Here is a 12,807-nt window from a genome sequence, read left to right on the forward strand (position 1 = left end):
TTAGCCAACGGGGGTGGGAAAAATAACCATTAAATGCTTGCAAATAGAAACGGTTCAAACGCAAACGATGTTGCCGTCCCAATAGGGAACCGCAAATGTTTCGCGGAAGAAATATAAGTCCAGTATAAAAATATAAAGAATATATACTTTCTTATATTTCAAACAAACCTATCTAACTTGTGAAAATAAGCACAAGAAAAATAAGCATGAACGCTCAGACGCAATCGCATCAAATGTGTCCCCTTCTCCCATCCAGACTATACTGTCGGTCCCGGATTTGCACCAGGTCCACCGTTCCTCCCCACGCAATGCGATGAATCGCTCTTGCCTGGGATGGCCCGGGTCACGGACTGACGAGTAAGCGCCGCACGCAGGTGATTCCTGTTGTGCAAGCGCCGCTCGATCACCGCCGGTTGGGATTTTCACCCTGCCCCGAAGGTAAGCCACAAACTATAAATTTGTTAGTATCTTAACATTAAACTTCGTAAACTTCAACCTTTTGCATTTTATCGCGTCCTTTGAACGCGTCAACATGCTCCATGCCTTTAGCAACTTTGCCGAAAACGGTATGTTGGCCGTCCAGATGAGGCTGCGGCTGATAGCAGATGTAGAATTGGCTTCCGCCTGTGTTACGGCCCGCGTGTGCCATAGCGAGAGTACCGCGTTCATGCTTGTTCGGGTTGATCTCGCAGTTGATGGTGTAGCCTGGACCGCCAGTGCCTGTGCCGTTAGGGCAGCCGCCTTGCGCAACGAAACCAGGGATAACGCGGTGGAATACCACGCCGTTATAGAAGCCTTCGTTTGCAAGTTTTTCGAAGTTTGCTACCGTATTTGGAGCATCTTGGTCGAACAGGTCGAGAATAACCTCTGCGCCGTTCTCAAGTGTGATTTTTGCTTGTTTAGCCATGTCTAACATCTACCTTTCTATGTCGAATAAGACTACGTTACCAAAAATCTCCCTCACTTAGCAAGCGATTTGAGAAGTCTTGCCGGAATTACGTCGTTGCCGACGATATTTTCAAGCGATTCGCGCTGCACGACGAGGTCGGATTGGCCGTCTTTTACGAAGACAACGGCAGGACGGCGGAAACGGTTGTAATTGCTCGCCATCGAGTAGTTATAAGCGCCCGTGCAGGAAACGGCAAGCAAATCGCCCGTTACCGCTTTGGGCAGCTCAAGGTCAATGATAAGCTTGTCGCCGCTCTCGCAGGCTTTGCCCGCGATTGTAACGGTTTCCGTATTCGCTTCGTTCGCGCGGTTCGCCAGAATCGCTTCGTACTGGGACTGATACAGTGCCGGACGCGGGTTATCCATCATGCCGCCGTCCACCGCGATATATTTGCGTACGCCCGGAATGTCTTTCATAGTGCCTACGGTATACAGCGTTGTGCCTGCATCCCCAACGATGCTGCGGCCCGGCTCAACCCAAATCTCGGGCAGCGGGAAGTTTGCGGCCGAGAAATTCGAAATAACCGAGTCGGTAATGGCAGCCACATATTGGGCTACAGGAAGCGGGGTGTCGCCTTCCACGTAACGGATGCCAAAGCCGCCGCCAAGATTGATCACCTTGAAGGTTAGTCCCAGCTCGTCGCGGATTTGTACCGCGAAAGCTACAACCTTGTCAACCGCCATGCGGAAACCGTCGACTTCGAAAATCTGGGAACCGATATGGGAATGCACGCCCAAAATTTCGAGATTCGAAAGCTGAAGGGCTTCCTGAATGGCCTGCTTCGCGGCACCGTTGCCAAGGTCAAAACCAAACTTCGAGTCTTCCTGGCCAGTCGAAATATATTCATGCGTATGCGCTTCTACGCCCGGCGTAATGCGGAACAGGATTTTTACTTTTTTGCCTTTGTCCGCCGCAAGCGCGTTCAGCAGGTGAAGCTCGACAAAGTTGTCTACAACGAAGCATCCAATGTTGGCGTCCAGCGCCATGTTGATTTCGTCCGGCGTTTTGTTGTTGCCGTGGAAATGGATGCGGGCTGCAGGAAAACCTGCTTGCAGAGCGGTATACAGCTCTCCGTCGGATACAACGTCGAGCGACAAGCCCTCTTGATCGGCAATAGCGCACATCGCCATAACCGAGAATGCTTTGCTAGCGTAGGCAACCTGGAATTTCAGACCGGATTCCTTAAATGCGGATACGTATTCATTCGCCCGTTGACGAATTAGCGTCTCGTCGACAATGTATAGCGGCGTGCCGTACTCTTTCGCCAGATCCGTTACATCAACTCCGCCAATCTCCAAATGTCCCTGGGCATTAATTTTGCTTGTGCCATGTAAGTACACGAATTATGCTCCCCCTCAGATATCTACTACAGGAACGTAATAGAAGTTGATTACGATTTGCACCAATAGCCACAGTATATCGCAATCTACCCTTGAGAGAAATGGATAAATTCACATTTCATTTGTATTTCTTGGTCGCTATTCGGTCCTCGGCATTTTGTCGCTTTGCTGCGGTCGGAGCAGGTTGGGACGAGTACGGTTTTTGAGCACCGGCTTCCTCACGATGATGTTCCACATCGCTCTGTAATCAAACGGAATAAACGGCCACATGTACGGGCGGTTGAACGAACGCTGCATGCTCAGCATCATCAGAATCGCGGTTGTCGCAATGACAAATCCCGGCGCGTTAAACAACGATACGGCTATGATCAGCACAAGCCTGACGATACGGTTCGCCAGCCCCAGCTCATAGCTTGGCGTCGCAAACATTCCGACGGCGGCTATCGCCATATAGAGAATAACCTCGTTGATGAAAAGCCCTGTCTTCACCGCGATATCGCCAACCATGATGGCCGCAACGAGGGATACGGCGGTCGCCAGCGTTGACGGCGTATGCACCGAAGCGAGCCTCATCAGATCGACGCCAACCTCGACGATCAGAAACTGTACGATCAGCGGCAGCTTGCCGATTTTCTCCGGTCCCAGGAAGGCTAGAGCCTGCGGCTTAAGCTCCGGATGCACTACGAACAGCAGCCATAAAGGCAACAGGAACAACGAGGAGAATATTCCGAGAAAACGAACCCATCGCAGGTACGTTCCGATAAACGGGGTCTGCCGGTTTTCCTCGGCATGCTGAATCAAGTCAAAGAAAGTCGTCGGCAGAAGCATCGCGCTTGGCGAAGTATCCACAAACACCACGACGGAGCCTTCCAGCAGATGGGCGGCAACTACATCCGGGCGTTCGGAATACCTCACGAGCGGGAATGGATTCCACCCCCGTTGAACGGTCGCTTCCTCCAGCTGCTTATCCGCAAGCGGCAGCCCGTCAATATGGACCAGTTTGATTTTATCCTTAATCGATTTGACTAACTCGGGATCCGCAAGGTCGTTGATATAAGCAATGCAAATATCGGACTGCGTACGCTCACCAACCCTGAGAAGCTCGTAACGGAGCTGGGGATCGCGCAGGCGCCTGCGCACAAGCGAGATGTTGGTCATAAGCGTCTCGACAAAGCCGTCGCGGCTGCCGCGCACAACGCGTTCAAGAGTCGGCTCCTCCGGGTTGCGCGCCGGGAAGGCTTTGGCATCAATAATGATGGCATGCGGCTCTTTGTCAATAAACATGGCAGTCGCTCCGGATAGGACAAAGGTCAGCATCTCATTCCATTTATCCTTCTTATCCACCTGCGCGGCAGGCACATACAAATGCAGGAAATCATGAAAAGCATCACCGGAGACATCGTCGGGTTGCAAATAAGTGAGCCGTTTGAGAATTTCGGTCAGAATCGTATCTTTGGCGAGGCCATTCATGTAGAAAAAGGCAACGCGCCTTTCTCCAAACGTCATTTCGCGCACGACGATATCAAAGCTTACTTTATAACCGACTTCGTTCTCAAGCCGCTCAAAGACCTCGTCCAGACTGTCGGGGATCACATCGTCCTTGCCCTCGGCCTTGTCATGCCTCGCAAGCGCCTGACCGTGTTTAGCCGTCCGCTCGGTTAATTCGAAAGGTGGCGTCGGGATAGCTATTCCCTGCTCTTCGTTTTTCTGCGCTTCCGGTATGTACATAAACGGGGGTTCCCCGCTCGAATGTTCCCGGTCCTTCTCCCGGTCCGTCATCGTCATCAACCTTTCGTGTCTGTTATACTTGCTACCACTGGAAATACAGCCAATCAAACAAAGAACCCAGTGTTTTGCCCAGCACCATTGCCATCACAAGACCAACCAGATAATCGGATAGATTCATTCGTTTCGCCAGAATCGGCAGCACGTTCATAACCTCGGTCAATGCTCCAGCCAGCATACCGACGAACATGCCGGTCATCAGACCGGAAACCGTCAGAATAATCGCTTTCGGCAGCATTAACCGCCAATCCAGAAAGTCGGCGAACGTCCAGTACATTGAACCGCAAATAACAGCAGTCTCAAACCATACGGACACGCGATAGGCGTAAGCAATCTGGGCAAGCCTAGGGATAAGATCGAGTATGATCAAAAACGCGACCAGTCCGCTGCCGACCGCAAGCCCTCCGGAGAGACCGAGCAATATCACGAATATGTGCATCAGCCAATCACCCATCGTCATCGCACCGCTCTCCGTGCTGGCGGTTTTTTTTGCGCATCTCGTCCGCGATAACGTAGGCATTTACATTTTCCTGATACGTATACAGCTCCACCTCCAGAGGATTGGGTTCTTCGTTGAACCGCTTCTTGAAGAGATGGTTGAAAAACAGAATCATGCCTAGGCCAATTCCGATCGAATACGGGATCTGGAACCATAAAGGGTGATCGGTCCGCTTGCCGGTCAGAAGCTCGACGATTCGGATATGAACCTCCTTCATGCTGACATCCGTGTGGAAGTTCATAATCGCAAGTCCCGCTCCGAAAAAGAGCAGCAGCCAGGCGAAAATAAGCACGGCAATACGCGGCTTCTGCGGTTTGGGGGATATCATGATAAGAACCTGCGGATCGCCGTAAGCTTCCACGGATAGTTCCGGAGCCGCTTCCCTGACTACCCGCACGATCTGAAGCAGGTCAATGACGACCCGGTTACCATCCCCCTTGTGATGGCGGTACAGCACAAGCTCGCTAAGCTCCTGTTCCAGCTTCTCGTTAGGCGCCAGCATCCTGGACACCTGTCCCAGCGTTACGCTGCGCTCCGGCCGGATGCTTACTTTCTTCTTTAGTCGCAGATAGAGGGCGGATGGCTCAGTTGCTTCCATCTGTCATCATTCCTTTGTTCCCGCTTAGGGTTTACTTCCCTGTTAGTATGAGAAAAGGAGATACCGGATAGTCATGCTTATAGAGGTAAAAAATTGAAACTCCCGCAAGGATTAACCTTCGCCGGGTGGAATTAGTAAAGATCAATCAACCTTTGGAGGACACAATGAAACGAATTGCCATCATAGGATCAGGCGGAGCGGGCAAGTCCACATCGCCAAGCGAGGCCAAACGTTTTTTGAACAATTTGGGGAAGGAACGGGGATGAACAAAATATTTATTGTCGGCATCGTGGCAAGTGGCAAAACGACGCTGGCCAAGCAATTATCCGAGCAGCTTCGTATTCCCTGGTATGAGCTTGATGCTATCGTTCATCATCGCATTGAATCGGGGAGAACGAAGAGGACGGCCGAAGAGCAGCTTGAAATCATTATGGACATTGACCGTAACGGATCATGGATATTGGAGGGGACAGACCGGGACTCCTACCAATTCCTTTACCAGATGGCGGAGAAGATTATTTTTGTGGATACGCCGCTCAAGGTACGGCGCTGGAGAATTGTATCCCGCTTCTTAAAGCAAAAGCTTGGTTTGGAGCCTTGTCATTACAAGCCCGATCTTCATATGCTCCGTATGATGTTCAAGTGGACAAACGATTTCGAGCGGAACAAAACCACGTTTGAAGCCAAGCTGCAGGAGCATGGAGATAAGGTTGTCCGCTGCAGCGAGACAAAAAAGAAAAGACCAAATGGCTTTGCAGCGCCTTGAAAAGGCTGCTGCCATTTGGTCTTTTTGCGCGGTTATTGCGCAATTTGTTCTCGTATAGACTGCAAAATTTTCTTCTCCAACCTCGACACCTGAACCTGGGATATCCCCAGACGGCTGGCGACTTCGGATTGGGTTTTATCCCTATAGTAACGTAAGTATACGATCAGGCGCTCGCGCTCGCTCAAGCCCTCAATCGCTTCGATTAAGGCAAGCTTGTCGAACCAGCGCTCCTGGGAATCGTCCGCTATTTGATCCATCAAGGTAATCGGATCGCCGTCATTCTCGAATACGGTTTCGTGAATGGAAGTCGGCGGCTTGTTCGCTTCCTGCGCGAAGACTACATCCTCCGGCGTGATGCCCAGCCGATCCGCCACTTCGCTGACCGTCGGCAGACGGCCAAGCGTCTTGGACAGCTCATCCTTCATTTTCCGAACCTTATTCGCCGTCTCTTTCAATGAACGACTGACCTTCAGCGTACCGTCATCACGCAAAAAGCGCTGAATCTCGCCAATAATCATCGGCACCGCATAGGTAGAGAACTTCACGTCATAGGACAGGTCGAATTTATCGACGGACTTCAGCAGCCCGATACACCCGATTTGGAACAAATCCTCCGGCTCGTAACCACGGTTAATGAACCGCTGCACGACTGACCAAACCAATCTTATGTTACATTGAACAAGCGTATCCCGGGCGATCGTATCGCCGGATTGACTTAACGCTATCAAGCGTTTGACTTCCGCATCATCCAAATACGGCTGAGCCGTTTGCTTCAAATCGACATCCATGAGGTTCAACCCCTATACGCTAGTTATACAGCGCTTTTTTCGATTCAATACGCTTAAGCATCGCTACCCGCGTACCTTGGCCCAGCTCACTGGTTACTTCGAAACGGTCCATGAAATTTTCCATAATCGTAAAGCCCATGCCCGAACGTTCCATTTCCGGCTTAGAGGTGAAAAGCGGCTGACGCGCCAGCTCCAAATCCTCGATTCCCTTGCCATTATCCCAAATCGCAATGGAAACCACGTCACCGTCAATGGAGGCTTCAATGGTTACCTTGCCGGCAGGATCGCTGTCATAGCCGTGAATAATCGAATTCGTAACCGCTTCAGACACAGCCGTCTTCAAATCGTTCAGTTCTTCAAGCGTCGGGTCCAGCTGCGACACGAAAGATGCCACCGCAATACGGGCAAAAGCCTCATTTTCCGACCGGGCGCTAAAGGATAACGTCATTTCGTTGCGTCCCATTACGAGACCACCTCCAGACTAGAAATCGCCATTCTTTCATTGTCGTAAATGCTCATTATCTTAAACAAGCCCGACATTTCAAACAGGCGGTAGACACTCGGGTTCACGTCGCATACGACCATTTTGCCGCCTTTGCTGCGAATCTGCTTGTATCTGCCCAAAATGACGCCTAATCCGGAGCTGTCCATAAACTGCAGATCCTTCAGGCTTAGAATAATGTGGTGGCTTTCCCCTCTCATGATCTCCGCCTCCATCTTATTGCGGACAATATCCGCCGTATGATGGTCAAGTTCTCCGCGGAGACGCACGATCAGTACATTACGGTAATGCTCCAGTTCTGCTTGCAGACTCATTGTCGCCGTTCAACTCCTTTGGGCTTCGCTATTGGATCGCACTACGATTTCTCCGCGAATCCCCAGGTTTCCTGCACGGCGACAAAACTAGAAGAGAAGCGCTAGAAGCTGACAAAATGCGCTAAGAGAAAAGCCCGCCGAAGGAACGTTTAAGAAGTTTGAACCAACCGGCTTTATCAATCGACTGAGGCGCGTCTACCGGGAACTCCTTCACAACCTGGTCGCCCTGATAGACGACAAGCTTGCCGATGGATTGTCCGATCGCAACCGGCGCTTTAAGCGGTTGATCGATTTGCAGCTCGTAACGGATATCCTGCGTAGCCGCTCCTTTTTTGAGCAAAATGCTATAAGGATGCTTAGCAACCAGCGGAATTTCCCGTACTGCGCCCTTCTCGACCTTGATCGTTCCCATCGTGTCCCCTTCTTTGAAGATCGGATGGGTCGTGTATTGCGCGAATGTGAAGTCCAGCATCTGCGATACTTCGGCATTTCTTGTTTTGGTATTAGGCTCGCCCATTACAACCGCGATCACTCGCAGGTTATCGCGTTTAGCCGTTGCGGTTAAACAGAACTTCGCTTCATTCGTGAAGCCTGTTTTAAGTCCGTCGGCACCGCTGTAGAACCTTACAAGCTTGTTCGTATTTACGAGCCAGAACGGTTTCTCCGATGACTTGCGCAAATAATCCTGGTAGGAGCCGGTATACTTCGTAATCTCGGAATGCTTCAGCAGCTCGCGAGACATGACGGCAATATCATGCGCGGAAGTGTAATGATCGGCAGCCGGCAGCCCATTGCAGTTGGCAAAATGCGTATTTTGCAAGCCAAGCTGCTGCGCCTTCTCATTCATCATCACAACGAATTGCTGCTCGGAACCCGCGAGTTTTTCCGCCATGGCGACAGAGGCATCGTTGCCGGAAGCCATCGCGATCCCTTTCAACATTTCGTCAACCGTCATTTCTTCACCGGGTTCCAGGAAAATTTGGGAACCGCCCATAGATGCCGCGTATTCGCTAGTTGGCACCTTATCGGTCAATTTGATTTTCCCGTCGTCCAATGCTTCCATGATCAGCAGCATCGTCATGACTTTCGTAATGCTCGCCGGAGGAAGCTTGACGTTGCTGTCCTTCTCGTAAATAACGGTTCCGCTGTCCGCATCCATCAGGACCGCGGAGCGCGCGGAAGGTGCTAGATCAAGCGATGCGGTCTGCTGCTGGCCTTGAGCGCCGGGAACGGGCTCTTTCGCGCTAGTTACGGCATTGGCGTTAGCAGCAGCCGGCATTGCGGTTAGGGCAAATGCAGCGAATAGAATGAACAGCTTCGTACAAACTTTTTTCATTGTGCAGGTCTCCTTCAAAGATGATGCGGTTCTTGTCGCATAAGTTTTACACCGCAATTGGGCTATATTGTCTTCTCCAGTCTTGACCTCTTTCAAGAAAATTATTCCACGGAAATAGATGTCGAACTTAACAAAAAAACGCCGTACTCCTTAAGGGAGTACGGCGGTATATGAAACGGGACTAGTAGCGCTTCGTTCCTTCTGCTGTAACTACGGATAAGAGAAGCGGACGTTCTTCAGGCTTCTCGGCCGCTACGGCGTAAGCTTCGCGGACTTTATTCAAAACTTCCTCCACGGCGGAATCCTGAGCGCGCGTATGAAGCACGGCAAGCGTGTCGCCTTCGCTCACCGAATCCCCAACCTTCTTGCGGATCGTGATGCCGACGGAATAGTCTATGGACGCATCCTTCGTTGCCCGGCCGGCGCCCAGCAGCATCGCTGCGATTCCAAGCTCTTCCGCATCAATCGCAGCGATATACCCTGCGGACGCGGCTTTTACCTCAACTAGCTCCGCAGCCTGCGGTAACCGATTAACGTCATCCACGACCGACGCATCGCCGCCTTGCGCGGCGACAAACTGCTTGAATTTGGCAAAGGCTTCGCCATTATCAAGCTGGCTTTGAAGCAGCCCTTTCGCTTCTGCAACCGTCGAAGCTTTTCCGCCAAGAACAACCATATGCGCGCCCAAGGTAAGACATAATTCGGTAAGATCCGCGGGACCGTTGCCCTGCAGCGTTTCAATCGCTTCCCGGACTTCCAGAGCATTGCCGATAGCGAAGCCAAGCGGCTGATCCATATCGCTAATGACAGCAGCCGTCTGCCGGCCCACCTCGGTACCGATATCCACCATGGCCTGGGCCAGCTTCTCGGAATCATCCACGGTCTTCATGAAAGCGCCGCTTCCCGTCTTCACATCCAGCACGATGGCATCGGCACCGGCCGCAATCTTCTTGCTCATGACAGAGCTCGCGATTAACGGAATGGATTCGACGGTAGCCGTCACATCCCGCAGCGCGTACAGCTTTTTGTCTGCCGGTGCCAGATTTCCGCTTTGTCCGATTACCGATAATCCAAGCTCATTCACTTGTTCGAGGAATTTCTCCCTCGTCAGCTCCGTCTGGAAGCCTGCAATCGATTCCAATTTGTCGATAGTTCCTCCGGTATGGCCAAGTCCTCTGCCGGACATTTTGGCAACCGGAACGCCAACGGATGCAACAAGCGGGGCAATAATCAGCGTTGTTTTGTCGCCTACGCCGCCCGTGCTGTGCTTGTCTACCTTTACTCCCGCAATCGGAGCCAGATCTACCTGGTCTCCCGAATTCGCCATGGCAAGCGTAAGCGCCGCCGTCTCGGCCGGTGTCATTCCCCGGAAGAGTACCGCCATAGCCCAAGCCGACATCTGATAATCCGGAATGTCCCCATCGCAATAGCCATCCACCAGAAACGTCAATTCTTTTGCAGTCAGCTCTCCGCCGTCCCGCTTCTTTTGTATTAGATCTACTGCTCGCATGTTATTCACTCCGTTTCTGCCGCGCAGTCATTTATGAGAATGCGCCCGCAGCATTTGTTGCCGAACGATCAGTTCGTCCAGCATCTGACTCAGCTGGAGCACCTCACGATGTACAAATGTTTTCTTTTTCATTGCTTTTTCAACCATTTTCCCTCTAAGCTGCTCGATTTCGACGAGTAATAGCTTATCCACTTTTTCTCCACTCCATCATCGCATAATCATGGACATTATACGACGACCACGCCATCAAATACTGTCATATTCCGTCGAGCCGAATGTTACATTTTTATTACAAAGATCTACTAAAAAAGTCGGATGACTTCCTTCACCAGCGCCAAAAATTCAGCTTTTACGCGTTCCGTCGTTTCTATAACCTCGTCATGCGACAATGGCTGGTCTAGCACCCCTGCCGCCATATTGCTGATGCAGGAAATACCGAGAACCTCAATGCCGGAATGGCGGGCAGCAATGACTTCCGCAACAGTCGACATGCCGACAGCATCCGCACCCAATACGCGCAGCATGCGAATTTCGGCAGGCGTCTCGTACGTTGGCCCAAGCAGCCCTGCATAAACGCCCTCTTGCAGCTTAAGGCCTTGTTTAGCCGCCGTTTCGCGGGCAATCGCGCGCAGACGCTTGCTGTAGGCTTCGGACATGTCCGGGAATCTTACGCCTAGCTCATTGTCATTAGGACCGATCAGCGGGTTTTTTCCCGTCATGTTCAGATGGTCGGAGATCAACATCAGGTTGCCGGCCTCATAATCGAGATTCACGCCGCCTGCCGCATTTGTTACCAGCAAGGACGACACGCCAAGCGCCTTCATGACGCGAACAGGAAATGCCGTCAGCTCAGGTCCGTATCCTTCGTACATATGGAATCTGCCGCGCATAAGCACGACGGCTCTGCCTGACAGGGTTCCGACTACCAGCTCCCCCGCATGGCCTTCAACCGTTGAAACCGGGAAATGCGGAATCTCGCTATAGTCGATCGTAACCGGGTTTTCGATATGATCGCCAAGCACGCCAAGCCCGGAGCCCATAATCAGGCCAATCTCCGGCTTCACCTGTACTTTGCCGGCGATAAAAGAAGCAGCCTCCTTAATCTGCGCTGCTGTCATTGTAGTTGAACTCATCGTTAGTTCCTCCTCTTCATTCTTATTACTCTTTGGTCTTCAGCAAGCTTAAAAAGCTTGCGCCGTTTGGCGGCGTTGGAACGCCGAAATTTTCGGCGATTGTAGCGCCGAGATCCGAGAAGGTTGCTCTTGCGTCCAGACGCTCCGGATTTGCAAATGCCGGGCTGTACAACAGAATCGGTACGTATTCTCGCGTATGGTCGGTTCCCGGATGGGTTGGATCATTGCCGTGATCGGCCGTTACGATTAGAAGGTCTCGTTCCCCAAGCGTGCTCTCGAGCTCCGGTACCGCACGATCAAACTCCTCCAGGGCTCTAGCGTAACCTTCCGGATCGCGCCGGTGTCCGTACAGGGAATCGAAATCGACAAGATTGGTGAACAGCAAACCTTTGAACGGTTTTTTCAATGCTTCAACCGTACGGGCAATCCCGTCGGCGTTGCTTTTGGTCGACGTTGTCGCCATAATCCCTTCGCCGTCAAAGATATCGTTAATCTTGCCGATGGCGATGGTATCGAGCCCGTTGTCCTTCAGCAGGTCCAGGACGGTAGCTTCGGGCGGTTTTACCGCATAATCGTGACGGTTCGGCGTCCGCTTGAAAGCGCCGGGTGATCCGACATACGGCCTAGCGATAACCCGTCCAACGGCAAACCGCTCGTCCATCGTTAATTCACGGGCAATCTCGCAGCCGCGGTACAGCTCCTCGAGCGGTATAACGTCCTCGTGAGCCGCAATCTGGAACACGCTGTCGGCGGACGTATAAACAATCCAGGCCCCTGTCTGCATCTGCTCCGCGCCTAACTCATCCAGAATCTCGGTGCCGCTGGCCGGCTTGTTGCCGATTACCTTGCGGCCGGTACGCTCCTCAAAAGCCTGAATCAGTTCAGCCGGAAAGCCTTCCGGGAAAGTCTGGAACGGTACGGTAATGTTAAGCCCCATCAGCTCCCAATGACCGGTCATCGTATCTTTGCCAACCGAGACTTCAGCCATTTTGCCGTAATAAGCGGCTGCTTCCCCTTCCGGCTTCCAGTCCGCCAGATCGGCGATCCGGTCAAGTCCCCAGCGGCGCAGATTCGGAAGTTGAATGGAAGGCACGCGTTCGATAATATGGCCAAGGGTATGGGAACCGCTGTCTCCGAAGGACGGCGCATCCGGCAATTCGCCGATGCCGACGCTGTCTAATACGATTACTGCAATACGATCAAATTTCATGGGTATCCTCCTAAAAAGAATGGCAACACGATTTATTGTTGCCATTCTTACTTCGTAAGCGTAAACCTAAAGAATGG

At 51.9% G+C, this 12,807-nt stretch carries 14 protein-coding genes and 1 riboswitch; of the genes, 1 reads left to right on the forward strand and 13 read right to left on the reverse strand.

Annotated elements, in window-relative coordinates; genetic code table 11:
• Positions 1-236 precede the first annotated feature (236 nt).
• Positions 237-444, reverse strand: a riboswitch (FMN riboswitch).
• A 31-nt stretch (positions 445-475) separates the two neighbouring features.
• From PGL01S_RS10530 to PGL01S_RS10550, 5 genes are all read right to left on the reverse strand, one after another.
• Positions 476-907, reverse strand: coding sequence for a peptidylprolyl isomerase (locus PGL01S_RS10530; protein WP_127494281.1), 432 nt, complete (start codon positions 905-907; stop codon positions 476-478).
• Positions 908-960: 53 nt separating this feature from the next.
• Positions 961-2,289, reverse strand: coding sequence for a diaminopimelate decarboxylase (gene lysA, locus PGL01S_RS10535; RefSeq protein ID WP_127494283.1), 1,329 nt, complete (start codon positions 2,287-2,289; stop codon positions 961-963).
• 138 nt (positions 2,290-2,427) lie between these two features.
• Positions 2,428-4,068 (reverse strand): spore germination protein, encoded by a 1,641-nt coding sequence (locus tag PGL01S_RS10540; RefSeq protein ID WP_127494410.1) that lies wholly within the window; start codon positions 4,066-4,068, stop codon positions 2,428-2,430.
• Between the two features lie 31 nt (positions 4,069-4,099).
• Positions 4,100-4,534 carry a stage V sporulation protein AB gene (locus tag PGL01S_RS10545; RefSeq protein WP_127494285.1) on the reverse strand — a complete coding sequence of 145 codons (435 nt, stop codon included), beginning with the start codon at positions 4,532-4,534 and terminating at the stop codon, positions 4,100-4,102.
• Entirely contained in the window at positions 4,521-5,171 is a 651-nt protein-coding gene (locus PGL01S_RS10550; protein WP_127494287.1) for a stage V sporulation protein AA, read from the reverse strand. Before PGL01S_RS10550 ends, PGL01S_RS10545 begins: the two co-directional genes overlap by 14 nt.
• Positions 5,172-5,433: 262 nt before the next feature.
• Here PGL01S_RS10550 and PGL01S_RS10555 point away from each other — a divergent pair, with 262 nt between their 5' ends.
• The gene (locus PGL01S_RS10555) at positions 5,434-5,937 is read left to right on the forward strand and encodes a P-loop NTPase family protein (protein WP_127494289.1); all 504 of its coding nucleotides are present in this window, start codon (positions 5,434-5,436) and stop codon (positions 5,935-5,937) included.
• Between the two features lie 32 nt (positions 5,938-5,969).
• Here the strand turns inward: PGL01S_RS10555 and sigF are convergent, their stop codons facing one another.
• The 8 genes from sigF to deoB form a co-directional block, all read right to left on the reverse strand.
• Positions 5,970-6,725 carry an RNA polymerase sporulation sigma factor SigF gene (gene sigF, locus PGL01S_RS10560; RefSeq protein ID WP_015843940.1) on the reverse strand — a complete coding sequence of 252 codons (756 nt, stop codon included), beginning with the start codon at positions 6,723-6,725 and terminating at the stop codon, positions 5,970-5,972.
• A gap of 19 nt (positions 6,726-6,744) precedes the next feature.
• Complete coding sequence (spoIIAB, locus tag PGL01S_RS10565) at positions 6,745-7,188, reverse strand: anti-sigma F factor (protein WP_127494291.1); 444 nt, start codon at positions 7,186-7,188, stop codon at positions 6,745-6,747.
• The gene (gene spoIIAA, locus PGL01S_RS10570; protein ID WP_015843938.1) at positions 7,188-7,541 is read right to left on the reverse strand and encodes an anti-sigma F factor antagonist; all 354 of its coding nucleotides are present in this window, start codon (positions 7,539-7,541) and stop codon (positions 7,188-7,190) included. Before spoIIAA ends, spoIIAB begins: the two co-directional genes overlap by 1 nt.
• Positions 7,542-7,662: 121 nt before the next feature.
• Positions 7,663-8,877, reverse strand: coding sequence for a D-alanyl-D-alanine carboxypeptidase family protein (locus tag PGL01S_RS10575; RefSeq protein WP_127494293.1), 1,215 nt, complete (start codon positions 8,875-8,877; stop codon positions 7,663-7,665).
• Positions 8,878-9,058: 181 nt separating this feature from the next.
• On the reverse strand, positions 9,059-10,387 hold the full coding sequence (locus PGL01S_RS10580) for a pyrimidine-nucleoside phosphorylase (RefSeq protein WP_127494295.1): 1,329 nt from the start codon (positions 10,385-10,387) through the stop codon (positions 9,059-9,061).
• A gap of 27 nt (positions 10,388-10,414) precedes the next feature.
• Positions 10,415-10,579: an aspartyl-phosphate phosphatase Spo0E family protein gene (locus tag PGL01S_RS10585; protein ID WP_015843935.1), complete on the reverse strand. Its 165-nt coding sequence runs from the start codon at positions 10,577-10,579 to the stop codon at positions 10,415-10,417.
• 110 nt (positions 10,580-10,689) lie between these two features.
• Positions 10,690-11,520, reverse strand: coding sequence for a purine-nucleoside phosphorylase (locus tag PGL01S_RS10590; protein WP_174806547.1), 831 nt, complete (start codon positions 11,518-11,520; stop codon positions 10,690-10,692).
• Positions 11,521-11,545: 25 nt separating this feature from the next.
• The gene (deoB, locus tag PGL01S_RS10595; protein WP_127494297.1) at positions 11,546-12,730 is read right to left on the reverse strand and encodes a phosphopentomutase; all 1,185 of its coding nucleotides are present in this window, start codon (positions 12,728-12,730) and stop codon (positions 11,546-11,548) included.
• Positions 12,731-12,807: the final 77 nt, after the last annotated feature.

This window comes from Paenibacillus glycanilyticus NBRC 16618 (genome assembly GCF_004000805.1).
Classification (GTDB): Bacteria; Bacillota; Bacilli; order Paenibacillales; family Paenibacillaceae; genus Pristimantibacillus; species Pristimantibacillus glycanilyticus.